This is a genomic window from Bacillus sp. AF62 (assembly GCF_050312695.1).
GTDB lineage: Bacteria > Bacillota > Bacilli > Bacillales > Bacillaceae_G > Bacillus_A > Bacillus_A cereus.
The window spans coordinates 1-18,610 of sequence record NZ_JBNPJZ010000153.1 but is presented as its reverse complement, the minus strand read 5'-3'; the positions used below and the strand labels follow the sequence as shown (position 1 = coordinate 18,610).

Below are 18,610 nucleotides of genomic sequence, written 5' to 3'. Positions count from 1 at the left end.
CAAATGGGAATAACGAGTATACATGCATTCCGACATCCAATAGCAAACCCTAACGGATTTTCATCTACTTCACTAAAATGAGCTTCATATTCTTTCATATCAAGATTGAGCTTTCTTCCGGTTTCTTACTGCAAATACAGCTCCAATTAAGCCAAGTACGACACATGCAAGACCAATCCATTTTATGTATGGATTTTCAGCTTTACCGCCTGTTGTTGGAAGATACGTTTCGATTTTCTTTGGTGTTTGTTCTAGTTGTGGTTTCATAACAATCTGTTGTGGTTTCTCTAGTTGTGGAATGACAGGTTTTTCGGTTACTTTTGGTTGTTCCGGTACCTGCGGTTGTGGTGCTTCTGGTTGCTCTGGCTTTTGTGGTATTTCTGGTTTTTGTGGTTGTTCTGGCTGTTCTGGTTTTGGTGTCTCTGGTGTAGGTGGTGTCGGTTTCTTCTGATCCTTCACCGTATGCTTAATAATTTGACCATCCTCTTTAATTTCAAAAGGGAATATCTCTTCATTCAGTAAATAGCCGTCTGGTGCGAATGTTTCTTTATACCTGTACTTTCCATATGGAAGCTTGAATTTTGCAATGCCGTTTTCATCCGTTTTTCCTTTTGCAACTTCTTTTCCTTGTTCGTTAAAGATAGTAAATTCAGCGTTCGGAAGCTTATTGTTGCCATCCGCAATGTCTACCTTGCTAATCTCTAATTCTCCTGTGATGTGCTTATTTTTCGCTGTTAGCATGATTGTCTTTCCTTGTTCCGAGATACTAAAAGGAATAGATTCTTTTGTTAAAACATAGCCAGTTGGTGCTTGCTTCTCAACAAATGAGTATGCTCCAAATGTTAAGTCTTTTACTTCAATCAAACCGTTTTTATCACTTTTGTGTTCACTAATTTTCTTACCTTTACTATCTTGAAGAATGAACACCGCACCTTCTAATTTTTTATCTGGATTCTCTCCATCTACTTTTAGAAGTTGCACGTTTCCTTTTACTTGTTTATTTTCAACCGTAAATGTCAGTGTTTTTCCTTGTTCTTTAATCTCGAATGGATATTTAGTTTGATTCAGAAGGTATCCTTCTACCCCTTTTGTCTCAACAAAATAATACTTTCCATACGGAAGATCCTTCACTTGTGCAATCCCTTGCTCGTTTGTAATTGTTTTTGTGACTTCTTTTCCCTCTGCTGTATACACTGTGAACTCTACTTTTGGAAGTGTTTTTCCACTGTCACTTAATTTTTTAATCTCAATGTTTCCTTTTACCTTCGTATTTTGCACTGTAATTGTTGCAACCTCACCTGTTTTAACTTCAATCTGTTGTGGCTGCCCATTCAATACATAACCAGTAGGTGATTTTACCTCTTTAAGAGTATAAGTTCCGATTTCTAAACCAGAAAGGCTCGCTGAACCTTGCTCATTTGTAGTTATTGTGCCTACTTTTTGATTTGCACTGTTCATGACTTCAAATACGGCACCTTGTAGCAATTCTTTTTGTTCTCCCACTTTTACAACTTTCAATCCACCAAGAGATTTCCAGTTTACTTGTAGATCGGCACTCACTTTTTCCTCATTTTTTTCTAAAAGGACTGTTGCATCTTGGACTTTATCAGTTCCTTGATAAGCAACTGCCTGCAAATTAGAAAGATTAGATGTTACTTTTAAGGAAAAGTTACCTGTTTGAGAGGATTTCGGTATTAGAATACGGAATTGTTCTCCTAAATTGAATTGTTGTTTCGCTTCACCTTTTGTAGAAACAATTTTCGTTCCATTCGGTGCATTAGCTAGTTGAACTGTAAATACACCGTTCTTAGCGTTACTTTGAATTTGATACACTGTCGTTTCAAAGTACTCACCATTAAGTTTTGCTTCTTGATTGTCTGTTGGCGTTACATTCATGTACAGGTCTTGTGTTTCCTGGCTTGCATTTGCACCACCAATAATGGCTTTTACAGCTTTCGCAACATTTCCATTACGATGCTGAACTTCATTGATGTCAATTTGACCCAACGCTGCCCAAACACTAAGCTGTGTCGCATAATGCGCTTCTTTCCAGTTAGAAACACCTAATTCTTCTGGACTCTTTTGCGGATATCCATTTAGAAGAACCCGATACACAATATCATCTGTACGCCCCATTTCCGGAAGATCATTACCGTTTGGACTTAATTTTCCATACGTTAAGCAATACGCAATTTGCCCATCCGTATTCTTCAACAATTCTGTCCGTAGGTTTTTCCCATACATGGGACTAAAACTCCAATCCATTTCGTACTTCTCACGATTGATAACTTCAGCACTTGCCTTATTAAGTGGAAATACAAAACTTAAGACAATTAGAAGCATACTCATAGCAATGAGTAACGTTTGATACGATCGTTTCAACATACTAACAGCTCCCTCAAATGATATGCAGTTTTCAAAGATCAGTTTTTGAATCATTAATTCTATTTGAATTACTAGTTTTTTTTACTATAATTAAACTTATATGGTTACTTTGGAACTTTATTTAGTAACTTTAACTTTTTTTATTTATTCTCGAACTCGGTAATAAGTTGGTATAAAAAAGTATTCGACCGGTTTATTAAAAAACTTAGCAATTTTTTCTGCTCTTTCGGAATTAACACTTGTTTTTCCTTTCTCGATCGCATGAAGAACTTGAGGTTTAATATTAACTTTTTGACCGAGTTGTGTTAAAGAGTAATCTTTTGATTGCCGTTCACTTAATAACATAAGTATTAAATACCTCCTCTCGATTAGTATAAATTAAGTATACATCACTTTTAAAGTGAAAAACAAGTAAAATTTACTAAAAATAAAATATTTCAGTTTAATTTACTTAAATATATACAAAATAATATGTATTTTATACTCATTTTAGTATTTTTAACGTATCTGAAATATGAATTTATATGAAAGGACTAAAAATATGAATATTTTTAGCGAGCGTTTACGAAAATTACGCCAAGAACGTAGTTGGTCAATGAAGGAGTTAGGGGAAAAATTAAGTGAAGTTGTAGGATCTTCATTTAGTTCTGCATCTGTATCGAATTGGGAAAAGAAAGGATCAGAGCCACCGTACAACATTTTGGCTGCAATAGCACAAATTTTTGATGTTAGCGCTGACTATTTAATAGGAATAAGTGACACACCTACTCTAAATAATGAAATAGCTACAGAAAAAATTGAACATAAACAAGACATAATTAATAATGTAGAATTATATTTGACAATAAGCGAACATGAAAAGAAACAAGACATATATACAAAAGTAAAAGAATTACATCAAGAAATTCTTTTGTTGCCTGATAAAAAACAAGAACAATTAGAAAAAGAACTGACTGAATACCTTAAGTTTTTTGGATATAAGTACGATCAGTTACATGTAGATTTCGTTAATTTCACAAATTACCTTCAACATGAACTACAAAAAAAGGTCTCTAAACATTAGAGACCTTTTTTGAAGATTACACGCCATAATTTAATTCAATTAATCTATAAACAAACTGTTTAAGTAAAAAATACTAATTATTAGATTGATATTCTATCTTAATAGTTATAAAATTAATGCATAAATAAATTTATCGGTTAAATTATTACAAATAAAAAAACCCTACCACAAGCCATTTTTAATTGATCTATCAGTTTGGCCGCTGAATCAATTAAAAATCCTAAGAGAGTAGGGGTTTTATCCATATCAAAATATATATTATCTAGAACCATTATAGCACCTAATATATATAATGTGAATAAAAACCTCTACTTTTCCAGCATTTTTCTGTATCTTTGTGGTGGAAAAAAATAGGAGGTTTTTTCTGTGTTATTAAACAACTTTTTGCTTAGTCGAGCAAAAGCTGAATTAAGTCCTCGAATTAAACACTTATCAAAAACACCAGGGGCTATTAATCAATCAATCAAGCAAGTTACTACATATATTGATAAAATTGTCCATAAATATGAAGGTGTTACCACTAAAGATTACCTTACAAAAAGAAAATATGAAGCTTTAGAGACTGTTTTATCTTATTTGGTACAAGAAGGATATAGCCAAGTTAAACAAGATCATATTAGCAAAAAATCTGGCATTTCAAAGCCTGTTATAAACTTTGTGTTTAATTGGTTGCAAGATTTAGGAGTATGCCAACAAATAAAGGTAAGACGGCATGGGAAAATCGCCCCTTCCGTTTACATCTTGACTATACATAATAATTATTTAAAGATCATTGAATACTTTAAAGTGAAATGGGCTTTAGCTATTGATATATGCTCTACCTTCACAAAGTTTTTAAAGAAGAAAACTTCACAAGAAAAAAGTGAATCTGAAGATGAATATCAAATACCTGTTTCCCCTAATGGATTAAATATTTTTGATATTGAAACGAAAAAAAAGTTACAATCTGAACCTACCTCTACTCATAAACGAGAGGAAGACTTAAACACTTACTTAAGTGAAGAACAGAAAAGAGCTTACCATCACATAATGAGTCAGCGCATAACAAATTTAACTGAAAATGATGCTTATGTCATTGCTTTAAGATTGCCACCAGATTTAGATAATTTAGGAACGTCTGGTGAATGGGCTTTTAAAGAATCTGTTGAATGGTTTAGAGATAACAAAGCTGATTATAGCGCCCCTGCTCATTTTATGAAAATGTTTAGTGATAAATTAGAATCTTACCAAAAACAAAGAATAGCTGAATCTCAAAAACGTCTTGCAAATATGGGAGTAGATAAAAAGAAAACTAGTACAATCCCATTCTATAATTGGCTCGATGATCCTAAAGTAGATGCCTTATTACAAAAATTAAACAAATCTTAAACCGTAAAAAAAAATAATTATGTAGCCTTGCTTGAAAAAAATCATACACAGCAAGGCTATTTGTCATGTCTTTATTTATCCTCCACTTTCTTTAAGTTACTTCAAGCACTTAAAGAAAAAAACAACCACATTTTGCATCGGAATTTTCATATTCCGCTTAAATTTCTAGTAAAAAAAGACTTCCCTTTTAAAAATGAATACCCCCAAATTTACCCACATTTTAACCTAGAAATTTACTAAGCTATATTTCTAAATCGCTTGTCAGAGTAAGCACCAAAGGCTGTATTTTATTTCTAATGTTTTTATTGGTTTTACTTTTTTAAAACAAGATTTAATAAATAAAGTTTTTTCATATTTAATTTGTATTTTAAAAGGTGAATTTTGTCACTCCTTAGGGAGGAAATACTTTTTACCGATGATAATTAAAGCAATCTTAAAATGGGTTAAAGAGATTCCCTATAAATTCACAATTTAAAACATATTACAAACTCATTTATTGGGATTTTTGTGAAAAAGGCTTACTTTTTAATTTTAAATAGCAATTTTTAACGAAGTTTAGGGATTCCCTCTATATAGAAAAAAATATAATTATAGGATTTTTAACAATTAATGTGGAAGCGTTCTATATAAAAAATAAAGGAGGGCGAACAGTTGCAAGAACGCTCATTTTGGACAAAAGATGTTGCCGAACGCTTAGAAATAGGTACAAGTACGCTTAGAAAATGGTGTATAGCTTTAGAACAGGAACAATATTCTTTTGTAAAAGGTGCAAAAAATAGTCGTGCTTTTGTTCAAAAGGATATTAAAGTACTAGAACAGATGAAAAAGCTGATCCAAGAGGCTGGAATGAGTATTGAAGGAGCCGTGAAAGTTGTTTTATCTGTTCCTTTTGCTGAAATTGGAACAGATAATGATTTAGAGGATGGTGATAGAACGCCTAGCGTTCTATCGGAGAACGTAATGAATTTACCTAAAGAATTTATAGAACAATTACTTCAAGAACAGATATTACTAAAAGAGAAAATTCAACGTCTCGAACGTATTGAGATCATGAATGCCGAACGGTTAGAACGCATGGAGAACAGATACAATGAACGAGATAATTTGCTATTAACACATGTTAGAGAGATACAGGAAACTAAACAACTTTTAGTAGCATCTCAAAACAAACAAATAGAAAAAAAATGGTGGGAATTTTGGAAATAGTTAATTTGGAATAAATCATTTTAAATCATTATGATTTATCGAATATTCTTTTTTTGGAGTTACATGCTAATCATAAAAAGTTTTAAATGAAAATAAATTATAATAATTTTTTTCATTTATTTGTGTTGATTTTTATGGTTAATTATAGTAAAATGTAATTAAGATAAGTTAAAATGATTTAAAATAAATTCTTTTCAATAAGAAAGGGGTAATATAAATGAAATTCAATTATTTTGTAGAAGATGACAATGGGAATTCCGAGAAGAAGATTACAATTAATGGAGAAATGATTAAATTTCCAAACACATATAGTTATGTGTATAAAGAGCCTGTTCCGCAAGATAAAAAAATTGAAGAATTCGTGCATGGATTAATTCATAATATGGATGTTACTGTTAATTCATCAGCTTTGAAAGGTCAAGTAGCTCAAAGGGTGTTTGTAGGAGAACGTGCCATTCGCTCTGGTGAAGATCTTCAGAATCTTAACATTAAATCAAACCGTGGTAAGCATAGACAAGATACTACAATTATGACAACAGTTAGTGCAATTGCTTGTCGTTCGGTTCAAGATATGTTTAAAGATCAAAACTCAATAGAAGAAGGTACAAATATAGAAGCAATTGTTTCTATGGTTACAGCTTTACCAGCTAGTGAATGGACAAAAGAAAAGGCAAAACAACTCTCTGAAAGGTTTACAAATAGTAGTCACCATGTAACGGTAACTGTTGGCGATTTGAGAGTTTATGTAACTTTGAAATTTGAAAAAGTAATTGTTGTACAAGAAGGGACTATTGCCCTATTTGCTTTAATCGAGGATGGTAATGGGAAATATAGAAACGATGAAATATTTAATGAGTTTAAAGAAACTTATGATATGAAAGATATAACGGGTGAATACTTCCAAGAAAAACGTCTTCTGCACATAGACATTGGTGACGGAACAACAGAATATGTTGTTACAAAAGGCTACGATTATGATAATGATCACAGTTCGGGAGAAAGACATGGTATAGGTCATGCGATTGAACGTGCTAAAAAAGATTTTGAAGATGAATGGGGTTTTGCTATACAAAGACAAGAGTTTGCCGGATATCTAAAAGAAGAGCATCCTAAATATTATGAAGATGCTAAAAAGTTCTTAGCAAGAGCTAAATTTAATTTAGCTGATGAAGTATTAGATACTGCGGAAACTAAATTACAAGATTTAAAATATGACGTAGAAGTCGTGGTTGTCTATGGCGGTGGAAGTATCCAATTAAAAGAAAATCTTTTCGAAGATCTAAAAGAAATTTGTGATTCTAAAAAAATTAAAATATTATGGATTAATGCTAAGAACGCAACGGAAATGAATGTTAAAGGCATGACAGTATTTAGTTCAATTGCATTTCAAAAAGAACAAGTAAAATAGGTGATTATGATGGCTAAACCAAAAGCGATTCAAATTCCATTATCGGAGAAAATGCGTCAAAGATGTCCAGAACTATTTGTTTGGATAGAATCACAGGAAAACCCTAATGAAGCTACAAGAAAGGTGTTAGAACATTTTATAGCGTTATACGGGACACAAAGTGTCGATAACGAAGAGATTAAGCTTGGAATGGCTAAAGACTTGTTAAGTGCAAAAGGCATGCTACAAGGAGATATCCCAAGAGGTTTACCTTCCAAATCACCTTTAATGTACAAACAGCTAGAAGAGGGTAATGTAATTGAAGAAGTTGAAAGCTCAATAGTAACTGCAAATGAAGATAATCAGCCAAAAAATGTTCACATTGAAAAATCGAAAGAAGAAACTCAAGAAGATCCAGTAAATAAGCCTATAGAAAGAAATATAGACATTAACAAGTGGACGAATTAATAATTTTCTAAAATGAATTTTAAAAGTTACATTTTTATGAGAAGAAGCAAAAAACAACAAGATGCATAATGACATGAGGGAGTGCTTACTTATTAGAGAAGGCACTTCCTTTTTGTATTTTAAATAAGAAATGTTTTATTTAATACATACTTTTACACAATGAAAGTGGTGAGTTTATGGAAATGCAAAGTAGTAAACAAAAAAAGCGCCCTCGAATTTTTAATTCTTTGCTGTTTTGGGTATCTATTCTTATTATATTATTCTTATTTAAATCAGCTTTTTTACAAATCATAGGTATTCTATTGATTATTGCTTTTACTTGTTTAGGGTTTTATTATCTCGGTTATTTGTTATTTGGCATAATGTCTTTAATTATAGTTGTAGGTAGTGTTATATTTGCCATATGTATTTTAGGATATTTTTTATAATATTGAAGCGTAAGAAGGAATGAGGATTATGGAAAAGTACCCAGTGGAATTTACAATTATATCTCCAAATTGTGAAGTGTATGAACCGGATATTGTATACATTACAGCAAATACCCCTGATGCTGCTATCAAACAAGTGGAAAAGGAAATCGAGTCCAGAATGGGAAAGTATTATACATATAAAGTTAAAATTAGTATTCAGAATGAGGAAGAGCAACTTTCTTTATTTTAAAAGTTTTTAACAAGGTAAATTAAATCTAAAATTTATTTTGTGTGTAAATAAAAATAGAGGGGATTATCCCCCTCCGTTTCCATGTGCGTATTGAACAATTAGGTCTTTGACAACTTTGCTTACCGGAGTTTGTACACTAAATGTTAAAGCCACAGCTATTAACAGTCCAATAGATTTATGATGTAGTTTCTTCATTTAAATCACCCTTTTTAAAATATATTCTTCGTTTTCCTGGACAACTCGTAATATTCGCACGATTTAAGGTAGTTCTTTTGCTCATAATATCTATGCGCTAAATGCTCTTGATATTCCTTAGTATACTCTGATATTTTCCGTTTTTCAAAATATTCAATACCTTCTAAAATGATAATTTCTAATTGTGAAGCATCTACATTATCATTTAATGCTTGTAAGATGCGAAAATGATGTAAATACTCTTCAATACCAAGATTTTTACAGATGTTTATGCCTCGCTCGATACGCTCACAAGCTTCTTCTTTTTCGAGTAATTTAACGTATTCTCTTGCTTCTACGAATAAAGCTTTATAGTTGTTTAGCATTTTTTTATTAACTTCTGAAAGATATTGAATTGCTAAATCAGGACGTTCCTGTTTGGCGTGCATTAAAGCTATGTTTTGTTTTACCATTAGTATGAAGGTCTCTTCTTTTATTGTTTCAAAGGTGTTTAATGCTAATGTATAATGCTTATTCGCAAGTTCAAATTCATCTAACTCTGCATAAGTTAATCCCAAAAGATTATTACAAAAAGCAAGATTAGTTTCACATTCAGCGTATTTAGAAAATATTTCTTTAGCCTTTGATAATTCTTGTAAGGCTAAAAAGCCATTGTATGAATCATACAATGTATATCCTAACATATAGTGAAATTCAGCAACCTCTAATTCGTTATTAATATATTTTAATAAGGGTTTCGCTCTATCATAGAAATTCCTTGAAGATGGATAATTTCCGATTGCATTATAGTAAATCGCTTTAAAAAAATGGTAATAATATGTTAAAAAATTATCCTGTGGTATAGAAAATGTATTAATAATGTCAAAACTATCCGTAGAAATGCCTAGGTTGTTAAGTAAATAATTATGACGAAAATCTATGAGGTAGTAATGTAACATCAAATTTTGGTCTTCTTTAAATTCATTTATAACTAAGTCGATCTCATCTTTTAAAGAAATTGCTTCATCAAGATCTCTTGCTCGAATTTTAAAGTACCATTCATTTAAAGTCTGAATCAATTGTTCATTCCCTTTCACATGAACGTTCATATCTTTCTCCCCCATCATCCCATATCCCGTAAAATAATGGGAATATTCTCACAATAAAACAATAACAGAAAAGCAATCATGTATTTTATTAAAGTCTATGTTTCAATATTATTCTGAATATTCCGAGTTCGGGTTTAAGACTGTAGTGTTGTGAAATTTTTGGTTTATTTGACCAGAATAATATAAATTTATCCAATTATAGTATAACATTTACAAAGTTTTTACAAAATGCATTTTTACATTTCGTTAATATTGAATAAAGTGAAATATTAATAGTGTATTTTTGTACTTTTTTTAGGTACAAATTCAAAAAGTGGAGCTTTTATCATATTTATTAATGTGCCTAGAATTTTATATGGATGGTGAGGAAATATGAATCATTATCAAATGTTATATAGTACTCCGTATCTTTACCCTTCACGAATGCTTAAACAAATGTATAACGAAACGAAGAAGGAAGAAAATGTTTGTGCTATACGAGATCATATGTTGCGTTATGAGGTTTATTTGGATCGGCAATACAAATTTTATTATTACTTAAGTCAAAAAATTGAAGAAGATTTATATGGTGATGAACAGGCTGTCTCCTGGAATGAGCTATTAGAAGATTATCAACTTTTTAAGGATTGTAAAGGGAATTTGTCCATTAAACCAAAAGGATGGGATTAATATGACAATCATTGGAGAATTGGGTATTGTATATGGCGTGACAGGAGCTTCAGTTTTAGGGATTAAATTTTTGAAAAAGAAAGGTTTTTACCTTCCAGGTTGGCTGCTACGTGCGGGTCTTAAATGTCTACTAATTGGAACTGTTTGGTACGTTCTAATGGATATACTAGATGTGTTTCTACGTTAGAATTACATCTGGTAGTTGAAAATGGTTATAATAACGCATCTTGAACGGTTGTTTCTAAGCTTCCACACAAGCTCAACTACCTTAAGGAGGTATGGAGGTAATGTTATCACTTTTATTAATACCAGCAACCTTTATAACTGTAGCTTATTTTTACCAAAGTAATGGACCGAGTGACAAGAAAAAAATTGCAACGTTTTTTGAAATTACAAAGGTATGCGTACAGCATAAAGGTGAATTACAATACCCCGTTTTTATAAAAGAAATTGAAGATGACATAAGTATGAATTATGTTTACAAGTTGCCACTTGGTGTACCTAGTCAACTTATTAAAAAGTTAGCTGAAGTATTAGAAGAAGGATTATATAAACCTGTTAAAATATCGTTCTATCAAAGAGAACTTCATATTCGTGTATTTAAGCAACAAATACACGAAGTGTGGAATTGGTCTAAGGATCTATTAAAAGAGCACACATGGAGAGTTATGATGGGGAAAGCGTTAGATAAACATGTGTATCATGATTTCGAGAAAACACCGCATATGTGCGTGTCGGGTATGACACGGTTTGGTAAAACAGTATTTTTAAAAAATGTGATGACTAGTTTGATTTTGCAACAATCTCAACACGTAAAATTTTATATTATCGATCTAAAAGAAGGGTTGGAATTTAGTCCCTACAAAGAGCTATCCCAAGTTGTAGAAGTGGCTGAAAATCCAGAACAGGCGTTAGAAATGTTGATAAGGGTACGTGAAAAGATGGTAAAACAGATCGAAATGATGAAGAAGTCCTATTTTACCAATATCATAGATACATCAATTAAAGAACGCTGCTTTATCATAGTAGATGAAGGAGCAAATCTATGTCCTACACAGGGATTACCTAAAAAACAACGTGATGTATTATTTTTGTGCCAGGAGATGTTGTCCGAAGTCGCAAGAATCGGAGGTGGTTTAGGGTTTCGACTCATATTTTGCACTCAATATCCTACTTCTGATACATTACCAAGACAAATTAAACAAAATTCTGATGCGAAAATAGGCTTTCGATTACCAACAGCGGTTGCTTCCCAAGTCGCTTTGGATGAACCAGGACTGGAGGATCTGCCATCCCTGCCAGGAAGAGCATTATTTAAAACTGATCGTACAGAAGAAATCCAGGTACCTTTTTTAAAGGATAAAGATATGTGGGCGTTACTAAAGCAATACAAGGTGGTGAAGCAAAATGAGGCACCAGAAGTTCAAACAGAGAGCGAGACAAATCGAGATTTTATCGAGTTTAAATAAGCTGGAATTTGCTTCTAGGAGGCAATTGCAAGCTATTCATGCTCTTGGAAGTATTCGAAATGCAAATCGTATTTTGAAGGATCTACGGCAATATTGCCATGTTACCTCGCATAACCGAGAGTATGTTTATTATCTCAATAAAAAAGGTTGTGCCTTACTAGGATTAGAACCAAATGAAAGAAAAAAGAAACATCAACTTGAACATATACTTTTAAGGAATGAAGCTTGGATGTGGCTGGGATTTCCCGATTGGAAAACAGAACAAGTTATAAAATTTAGATACCAAAATGAAGAAAAAATAATTGTACCAGATGCTTATTATTTAATAGATCAAGTACCACACTTCGTTGAAATTGATAGGCTGCAACATATGACGACCAATGAAGAAAAAATAAAATATTATGCTTTAATTACAAAGCTATATAAAAAACAAAGTGATGTCGTACCAAATATTTTATTTTTTACAATATCAGACTATCGTGAACAAAAGTTAGAGAGTTATGGAATAAAATATAATGTGTATGTACGTACATTTCTTTTAAAAGAAGTTTTGTAGTTTGCAACTGAATTACAAAAAATATAGATTTTTGGCAACTGAATTGTTAGAGGGTGTTGCAAAACTCATAAATATCCAAAAATGAATGCATAAAGAAATCCGTTTTCCTGGAAAAATGATAGTACCCCAAAACTATCTCCAGAAAGGACGGATTTACTAGTATGATAACCAATTTTGATCAAAATCAATCCATTTTACAAATTTTATTTGCCTACGTAGACAGTTTAACCATTGGAGGCGTTCCGCCTATGACAGGCCGCCCACCCATCTGTAGAAAAGCTTTACTCAAATGTTTTTTTATAAAAACGGTATTCCAGATTAATTCATTACGTAAGTTAACTCGTTTTTTACATCAATATCCTTCATTTCGTGTATCTTGTGGCCTTTCGCTTGTTCCTCATATATCTACTTTTTCACGTGTAGGCACTTGGTTTCGCAACGAAGAAATTCCGTTGCTTCATAAACAAATTCTTCAAGAAAAGAATGTAGGGTTAATTCCGTGCGTTTTAATTGATAGTACAGCCTTACGGAGTAGTTTATATGATTCTCAAGCGAAATGGGGAAAATCTACTCGCTATGGTTGGTATAAGGGATATAAAACTCATGTCTGTTCTACACCAGAAGGTGTTATATTGTCGTATGCATTTACAACCGCAAATGTACATGATAGTAAAATAGCTCCTGCATTGCTTCGGGATATACAAAACCAAAATGTGTTATTTTCTGTTGCAGATGCCGCTTATGATAGTCAGCACATGCATGAAATTGCCGGAGCATGTGATATCTTTGCGATCAATCCAATTAACCCGCGTAATAGCGGACCAATCAAAAGTACACATCGTCGTGTAGTGTCTCATTTTCTACAAACTACCTTTGGCAAACAGTTGATGAAAGAGCGTGGAAAAATTGAACAACAGTTTAGTCATCTCAAAGATAAAGGGCTGGAACAGCCACGTTGGTATGGTCAAAATCGCTATCTATTGCATGTTCAGCTAGTTTTTCTGATTCATAACATTGCATATTTATTTTAGTTTTGCAACACCCTCTTGTTAAAAAGGACTACATAGTTTAGTAGCCCTGATTAAGTCCAGAAATCTGTAGGATTGATGTTTTTACCTGTTAACCTCCGCAATGCATTAATAAGCTTGTTTTGATTTTTAAAAGAAGGATGAAAGGCATTCCCTTTACAAAGACGACTTAATGTACTTTTACTTACACCACTAACTTTTGAAACTTCTTCTTGCGTTAAATCATGCCGATCTAAAAATTTACCTAGTTTACTCCTGGGCTTTATAACAAACCATTCCAATTTCATCACCTCTAGATAAGATTTTGTAGTAACAGTTTGTCCAAAAGTCCCATTGTTAAAACAGTTTCACTTTTAAGGAATGTATAGAAATATGTAAGCATAAGATATAGAAACTAATAAATTAAAAATATATGTAATAAATTCGGGGAATCTAGCATTCATAGTAATAGCTACAAGTTGCTGATACACTATTCTAATGGCAACTTGTTGCAAAGGATATTACTACAAAATAAAAAGCTTAAATCCATTGCTACACAAGGGTTTAAGCTTTTTTTAATTTATGAAAAATTGAGAATTAGTTTAATAAATTAAGAGATATTAAACTGTTCAGCATTCGAATTTTGAAGAAGATTGTAATTATTTCATTGGTTTTAAAGAAATAAGCATTTCTCTTTTATAACGACCTGGATATAACGTGTTTAGCATTTTATAAGCATTTTTACTCCAAAATTGTACTAATGGGGTTCTTAATCCTATTTGTTTAACCCACTCAAAACTGTAAACCTCCATTAACTCTTCATCGGATAATTTTAATTTCACTTCAATAGTCCATTTGAGTGCTTCTATGGCGTTTTCCCTAGTCCAATATCCATTAGGTACTTTGTTCAGCTCCCAAGGTTTAAATTTACCTGGATATAATTCATCTAACATTGAAAATGGTTGTGTATGCCAAATTTCTTTTAGTGGAGTGGATAAATTATGTTTTCTTAGCCACTTTATTTCATAAACTTGTTTTAATTGTTCATCAGTTAACTTTTCTTTTACCTCAATAGTCCACTTCAGTAATTCTAGAGCTGTTTCTTTTGTCCAAAAACCTCTAGGTGTTTTTCTCATTTGCCATGCTTTAAACTTACCTGGATATAAGGCATCCAACATTTGAAAAGGACTTTCATTCCAGTAAACTTTTAAAGGTGTTCCAATCTTATGATGGCGTAACCAGCTTTTATCATATACTCTCATTAACTCTTCATCGGATAATTTCTCTTTTACTTCAATAGTCCATTTGAGTGCTTCTAAAGAATTTTCGGCTGTCCAGTATCCAACAGGAGCCACCCTTAGTTGCCATTCTTTAAAACGATCTGGATATGCGTCATGTAATGGTTGATTTAGGTTGCCATTATAGACAATACCAAGCATGCCACTCAGTTTATATTTTACAATTAGATCTCTAGTCCAACCATTAATAATCTGTTCGGTATTCCAGTTTAAAACCACTTCAAGTAAATATCTGGTGATACGTTTTGCTAAATCCCTATCTACATCCTCACTCCAAGTATACTGGGGGAAATTTCTACGTTTACCATCTAATATTTCTTGATAAATGTCTTCAATTCTAATTGTGTCAACGCAATTTGCATTCAATAGTAATCCCCTCTTTTATGGTTTGAACTGTCTAAATATAGTGTATCTTAATGATAACTATTTTTGAATAAGATATAAGAATTAAACTATTAATGAAGTCACAACATGCATCAAATCTTATGTCTATTTATAAAAATTTCACGTACCAAAATGTAAATAAAAAAATGGTTGTATAACATAAAACAAAAGGTTTATAATAAGAACAAACGTTCTGTTTTGGAGGCTAAAACGATGTTTGATTATTCAAAGTGCATGAATCGAATGATACTCTGCATAGACCTTTGTTCTTTTTTTGCCAGTTGTGCGTGTGTCATGAGGGGATTAGATCCTTTAAAAGTAAAATTGGCTGTTGTTGGTGACGTGAATAGAAAAGGATCAATTGTGCTTGCTGCCACTCCCGAACTTAAAAAAATGGGCATTTCTACAGCAACAAGATTATATGAAATCCCAAAAGATCCGAACATTATTATTGTGAATGCAACAATGAAAAGATTCGTTGAAATTTCAAATCAAATTACTGAAATCTATACAAAATATGTAGCGCTTGAAGATCTACACGTTTACTCAATAGATGAGTGCTTTCTAGACATGCAACAAACAGCGCATCTTTTCGGACGTGATCCAATTGTAATTGCTAAAAGAATTCAAAAGGAGATATATGATACAACGGGTATAACTGCATCTATTGGAATTGCACCTAACTTATTTCTTTCAAAGGTGGCTCTAGATGTAGAAAGTAAATATTCAAATTCTAGAATTGCAATGTGGTCATACGAAGATGTTTCAAAAAAGTTATGGGAAGTTAAGCCTCTTCGAAAAGTATGGGGAATTGGAAAGGCTACGGAAGAGGCATTGCACAGCATGGGACTATTTTCCTTAAAGGAAGTTGCAAAAACGCCTAAAGAAAATCTGATTAAGAGGTTTGGCAAAGTAAAGGGTGAAGAGTTATATCGCTTCTCATATGGTATAGATGAGAGCCGGATTGCAAATAAATACATTCCAAAAAGTACCTCTATTACAAAAGGACAAATCTTGTTAGAGGACTGTTTCAGCCCAAATAAATTAAAATTACTTCTTTTAGAACAAATTGAAGAAACTTGTTTTCGTTTACGATCTATGGATAAATGCTGTCGTACGGTTGAGCTTTCTATAGGCTATAGCAAATACATCGGTGGAGGTTTTAAACGAGCGATTACCTTAGATCAACCGAAATGTTTAACGGAAGATGTCTATGCTGCTTGTTTAAGCTTATTAAATAAGTTTCACTCTGGTCATCCGGTGCGCCAAATACACATCACACTAAAGAATTTGACCAGGGACGATGCAATTCAAATGTCACTGTTCGAAGATACGTCCCAAAAAGATACCAAAAGGAAATTAGCAAAGACAATGGACGGAATCCGGCATAGATATGGTAAAAATTCAATTATGCGTGGAATTAGCTATATTAAAGGGGCTACACAAAGAGAAAGAAACGGAAAAATAGGTGGACATAAAGCATAAGGAGGAATACAGATTATGATTGATAGAGGTATGATGCGATGGGTTCCATTTTCAGCCATAAAAGAACAATTTGAAGGGTTAAATGAAATGTATGAAAAACAAAACGAAGTACCGATGCCTATTTTAGATGAACAAAAACTAGATCTTATAAATGATATTGTATGTTGTGCAATGGCTGAAAATAAGCAAGTAAGTATTTCATACCAAAAAGAGAACAAGGTATATTCCGAAGTGGGGTATATTCATTATTACGATATGGTCTGTAATGAATTAAGATTTAGGAACCAACATGATAATGTACAATATATAAAAATCAATCATGTCACAGATATAAAATATACATAATACTTTAAAAAATATTGGGTGGAGGAGTTATAATGAAAAGTCAAAAAGAGCTTATCTATCATTTTAGAAAGTTTTGGGACTTTGAGTATATTGCTTTAGAGAAAAAGGGTTTGGGCTTTCCAGAACTAGAAGAAGCAATTTTCCATTATAACATGCATAAATCTGATGAGAATTTAAAATTTCAAGAATGTTGGATACATCGTGAATTTGTGGATGGAGAGGAATTAAGAACAGTTCAAATCACATATGAAGATAGTAATATCAATAGAGTTGTTCGTTTATGGGGATCTAAGAGAGAGAAAGATGGAAAAGTTCTTGCAATGACCATGGATTTTTTAAATATAGATACAAAAGAACTTGAATGTGAGATAGATATATTAAATAAAGTTGAAGTTAATTAAATAATTAAACTCACAAAGAAATGAGTAGGAATTATCTTTTCCTACTCATCTTCATGTTATTATGGTTAAGTTAGATTAATTTAGAGTAATATGTAGGTGAAATCAATGGAGAATAAAGAACCTAAACAAGAATACGATGTAAGTAAAATATACACATATAAGGAGTTCCCTGATAAAATTAGTGGTCGTTGCGATAATTGTGGTAATACTTCATTCAAGAGTTCTGTTAAAGATTTCATCTTTTTAAGAGAATGTCGTCAATGCGGTATGAAGAAAATTATATAGTCCTATTCGGGGCTTTTTTCTTTATAAAATAAAAAGAGCCTAAAAGGAAAATCTAAAAAATATATAAGATATACATAAAAAGAGTCCCTTATTATTAGGACTCTTTTTTATGATTGCTTAAGTTTTTTTATGAGATCCACACTTCCATAATTAGTTGTTTAAGATTTTAGGAAGCTTGTTTTTTATGCGAACGAATTTTTTTATAGCGACCGTGTTTTACAACCTGACGAACGTCTAATTCTTTATAACCCTTATTTTGGATAGTTTCTGAAACATCTACGATAATTGTGTTAGTTAAAATATTTACTACATAACCATTTAATTTTAAAGAAGGATTCTTGCGATCTGAAAATTGTACATAGTCACCAATTTTAATTGTTGGAACTGAAATAGTCTTTTCCATAAAAATACCTCCAAAATTTGTAATGTTATAAACTAACCTTCAAATTATTAAGTATGTTTTTCGTTTTTAAGAATTTATTTGCTTTTATATAAAGCTCGAATAGATCGGCGCTTAAAGTAACTGTCATATTATCCCTCATACATTTAAGAAATATGATATCTTGTTCTTCATGTTCAAACATTTTTGCATAACCTAATACTTGATATACCCAACCATTCTTCTTATGAACATAAAATTCTCCACGTTTTGCTTTAGCTGCTTTCATATTTGCTCCTCCTCTGATTTTGAAATTTAAAACCCATAGAGAAACCCAGTAATCAAATATGTAGTAAAAAGCATCGCTATAGCAATACCAAACGTTCCAAAGAACCAAATTTGAGAATTAATACAGTCCTCAATTCCAAACCATTCAGAGGGTGTTGCAAAACTCATAAATATCCAAAAATGAATGCATAAAGAAACCCGTTTTCCTGGAAGAATGATAGTAT

General features: G+C 32.1%; 24 protein-coding genes. 16 read left to right on the top strand and 8 right to left on the bottom strand.

Annotated elements, in window-relative coordinates; translation table 11 throughout:
- Positions 1 to 99: 99 nt before the first annotated feature.
- Both ACQRBL_RS30830 and ACQRBL_RS30825 read right to left on the bottom strand, forming a co-directional pair.
- Complete coding sequence (locus ACQRBL_RS30830) at positions 100 to 2,385, bottom strand: SpaA isopeptide-forming pilin-related protein (RefSeq protein WP_411996535.1); 2,286 nt, start codon at positions 2,383 to 2,385, stop codon at positions 100 to 102.
- 144 nt (positions 2,386 to 2,529) lie between these two features.
- Complete coding sequence (locus tag ACQRBL_RS30825) at positions 2,530 to 2,730, bottom strand: helix-turn-helix transcriptional regulator (RefSeq protein WP_048536239.1); 201 nt, start codon at positions 2,728 to 2,730, stop codon at positions 2,530 to 2,532.
- A gap of 196 nt (positions 2,731 to 2,926) precedes the next feature.
- On the opposite strand from ACQRBL_RS30825, the gene ACQRBL_RS30820 reads away from it, so the two are divergent.
- The 7 genes from ACQRBL_RS30820 (at position 2,927) to ACQRBL_RS30790 (ending at position 8,537) form a co-directional block, all read left to right on the top strand.
- The gene (locus tag ACQRBL_RS30820) at positions 2,927 to 3,448 is read left to right on the top strand and encodes a helix-turn-helix domain-containing protein (RefSeq protein ID WP_065486242.1); all 522 of its coding nucleotides are present in this window, start codon (positions 2,927 to 2,929) and stop codon (positions 3,446 to 3,448) included.
- A 366-nt stretch (positions 3,449 to 3,814) separates the two neighbouring features.
- The gene (locus ACQRBL_RS30815; protein ID WP_098437404.1) at positions 3,815 to 4,816 is read left to right on the top strand and encodes a Replicase RepFR55; all 1,002 of its coding nucleotides are present in this window, start codon (positions 3,815 to 3,817) and stop codon (positions 4,814 to 4,816) included.
- Between the two features lie 651 nt (positions 4,817 to 5,467).
- Positions 5,468 to 6,022 carry a DUF3967 domain-containing protein gene (locus ACQRBL_RS30810; RefSeq protein ID WP_411996536.1) on the top strand — a complete coding sequence of 185 codons (555 nt, stop codon included), beginning with the start codon at positions 5,468 to 5,470 and terminating at the stop codon, positions 6,020 to 6,022.
- 217 nt (positions 6,023 to 6,239) lie between these two features.
- On the top strand, positions 6,240 to 7,430 hold the full coding sequence (locus ACQRBL_RS30805) for a hypothetical protein (protein WP_411996537.1): 1,191 nt from the start codon (positions 6,240 to 6,242) through the stop codon (positions 7,428 to 7,430).
- Positions 7,431 to 7,439: 9 nt separating this feature from the next.
- On the top strand, positions 7,440 to 7,877 hold the full coding sequence (locus ACQRBL_RS30800; RefSeq protein ID WP_260870112.1) for a hypothetical protein: 438 nt from the start codon (positions 7,440 to 7,442) through the stop codon (positions 7,875 to 7,877).
- Between the two features lie 176 nt (positions 7,878 to 8,053).
- A complete protein-coding gene (locus ACQRBL_RS30795) occupies positions 8,054 to 8,305 on the top strand; it encodes a hypothetical protein (protein ID WP_144641022.1) in 252 nt (83 codons plus the stop codon).
- Between the two features lie 28 nt (positions 8,306 to 8,333).
- Entirely contained in the window at positions 8,334 to 8,537 is a 204-nt protein-coding gene (locus tag ACQRBL_RS30790) for a hypothetical protein (RefSeq protein WP_074596362.1), read from the top strand.
- A 209-nt stretch (positions 8,538 to 8,746) separates the two neighbouring features.
- On the opposite strand, the gene ACQRBL_RS30785 is transcribed toward ACQRBL_RS30790, so the two are convergent.
- Positions 8,747 to 9,820 (bottom strand): RapH N-terminal domain-containing protein, encoded by a 1,074-nt coding sequence (locus ACQRBL_RS30785; protein WP_186312853.1) that lies wholly within the window; start codon positions 9,818 to 9,820, stop codon positions 8,747 to 8,749.
- 372 nt (positions 9,821 to 10,192) lie between these two features.
- Between ACQRBL_RS30785 and ACQRBL_RS30780 the strand changes: the two genes are divergently transcribed.
- The 5 genes from ACQRBL_RS30780 to ACQRBL_RS30760 all read left to right on the top strand — a co-directional run bounded on the left by ACQRBL_RS30780 (position 10,193) and on the right by ACQRBL_RS30760 (position 13,545).
- On the top strand, positions 10,193 to 10,489 hold the full coding sequence (locus ACQRBL_RS30780; RefSeq protein ID WP_023524103.1) for a hypothetical protein: 297 nt from the start codon (positions 10,193 to 10,195) through the stop codon (positions 10,487 to 10,489).
- A gap of 1 nt (position 10,490) precedes the next feature.
- Positions 10,491 to 10,676, top strand: coding sequence for a hypothetical protein (locus ACQRBL_RS30775; RefSeq protein ID WP_000152452.1), 186 nt, complete (start codon positions 10,491 to 10,493; stop codon positions 10,674 to 10,676).
- 100 nt (positions 10,677 to 10,776) lie between these two features.
- Complete coding sequence (locus tag ACQRBL_RS30770; RefSeq protein ID WP_411996538.1) at positions 10,777 to 11,958, top strand: FtsK/SpoIIIE domain-containing protein; 1,182 nt, start codon at positions 10,777 to 10,779, stop codon at positions 11,956 to 11,958.
- Positions 11,897 to 12,514 carry a replication-relaxation family protein gene (locus ACQRBL_RS30765; RefSeq protein ID WP_043924990.1) on the top strand — a complete coding sequence of 206 codons (618 nt, stop codon included), beginning with the start codon at positions 11,897 to 11,899 and terminating at the stop codon, positions 12,512 to 12,514. The genes ACQRBL_RS30770 and ACQRBL_RS30765 overlap by 62 nt, the downstream gene beginning before the upstream one ends.
- 161 nt (positions 12,515 to 12,675) lie before the next feature.
- Positions 12,676 to 13,545 carry an ISNCY family transposase gene (locus ACQRBL_RS30760; protein WP_000632204.1) on the top strand — a complete coding sequence of 290 codons (870 nt, stop codon included), beginning with the start codon at positions 12,676 to 12,678 and terminating at the stop codon, positions 13,543 to 13,545.
- 50 nt (positions 13,546 to 13,595) lie between these two features.
- Here the strand turns inward: ACQRBL_RS30760 and ACQRBL_RS30755 are convergent, their stop codons facing one another.
- Together ACQRBL_RS30755 and ACQRBL_RS30750 are read right to left on the bottom strand one after the other, a co-directional pair.
- Positions 13,596 to 13,823: a helix-turn-helix domain-containing protein gene (locus ACQRBL_RS30755; RefSeq protein WP_023524106.1), complete on the bottom strand. Its 228-nt coding sequence runs from the start codon at positions 13,821 to 13,823 to the stop codon at positions 13,596 to 13,598.
- Positions 13,824 to 14,180: 357 nt separating this feature from the next.
- Positions 14,181 to 15,185: a hypothetical protein gene (locus ACQRBL_RS30750; RefSeq protein WP_144641031.1), complete on the bottom strand. Its 1,005-nt coding sequence runs from the start codon at positions 15,183 to 15,185 to the stop codon at positions 14,181 to 14,183.
- A gap of 231 nt (positions 15,186 to 15,416) precedes the next feature.
- On the opposite strand from ACQRBL_RS30750, the gene ACQRBL_RS30745 reads away from it, so the two are divergent.
- The 4 genes from ACQRBL_RS30745 (at position 15,417) to ACQRBL_RS30730 (ending at position 17,719) form a co-directional block, all read left to right on the top strand.
- Positions 15,417 to 16,688 carry a DNA polymerase thumb domain-containing protein gene (locus ACQRBL_RS30745; RefSeq protein ID WP_411996776.1) on the top strand — a complete coding sequence of 424 codons (1,272 nt, stop codon included), beginning with the start codon at positions 15,417 to 15,419 and terminating at the stop codon, positions 16,686 to 16,688.
- A 15-nt stretch (positions 16,689 to 16,703) separates the two neighbouring features.
- Positions 16,704 to 17,033, top strand: coding sequence for a YolD-like family protein (locus ACQRBL_RS30740; RefSeq protein WP_023524113.1), 330 nt, complete (start codon positions 16,704 to 16,706; stop codon positions 17,031 to 17,033).
- 32 nt (positions 17,034 to 17,065) lie between these two features.
- Positions 17,066 to 17,434 carry a hypothetical protein gene (locus ACQRBL_RS30735; RefSeq protein WP_411996777.1) on the top strand — a complete coding sequence of 123 codons (369 nt, stop codon included), beginning with the start codon at positions 17,066 to 17,068 and terminating at the stop codon, positions 17,432 to 17,434.
- Positions 17,435 to 17,539: 105 nt separating this feature from the next.
- Positions 17,540 to 17,719 (top strand): hypothetical protein, encoded by a 180-nt coding sequence (locus ACQRBL_RS30730; protein ID WP_411996778.1) that lies wholly within the window; start codon positions 17,540 to 17,542, stop codon positions 17,717 to 17,719.
- 166 nt (positions 17,720 to 17,885) lie between these two features.
- On the opposite strand, the gene ACQRBL_RS30725 is transcribed toward ACQRBL_RS30730, so the two are convergent.
- From ACQRBL_RS30725 to ACQRBL_RS30715, 3 genes are read right to left on the bottom strand one after another with little or no spacing between them, the layout of a single operon-like run.
- On the bottom strand, positions 17,886 to 18,122 hold the full coding sequence (locus ACQRBL_RS30725) for a DUF2187 family protein (protein ID WP_153593404.1): 237 nt from the start codon (positions 18,120 to 18,122) through the stop codon (positions 17,886 to 17,888).
- A 25-nt stretch (positions 18,123 to 18,147) separates the two neighbouring features.
- The gene (locus ACQRBL_RS30720; protein WP_016106975.1) at positions 18,148 to 18,387 is read right to left on the bottom strand and encodes a hypothetical protein; all 240 of its coding nucleotides are present in this window, start codon (positions 18,385 to 18,387) and stop codon (positions 18,148 to 18,150) included.
- A gap of 26 nt (positions 18,388 to 18,413) precedes the next feature.
- Positions 18,414 to 18,605, bottom strand: coding sequence for a hypothetical protein (locus ACQRBL_RS30715; RefSeq protein WP_427736281.1), 192 nt, complete (start codon positions 18,603 to 18,605; stop codon positions 18,414 to 18,416).
- Positions 18,606 to 18,610 lie beyond the last annotated feature (5 nt).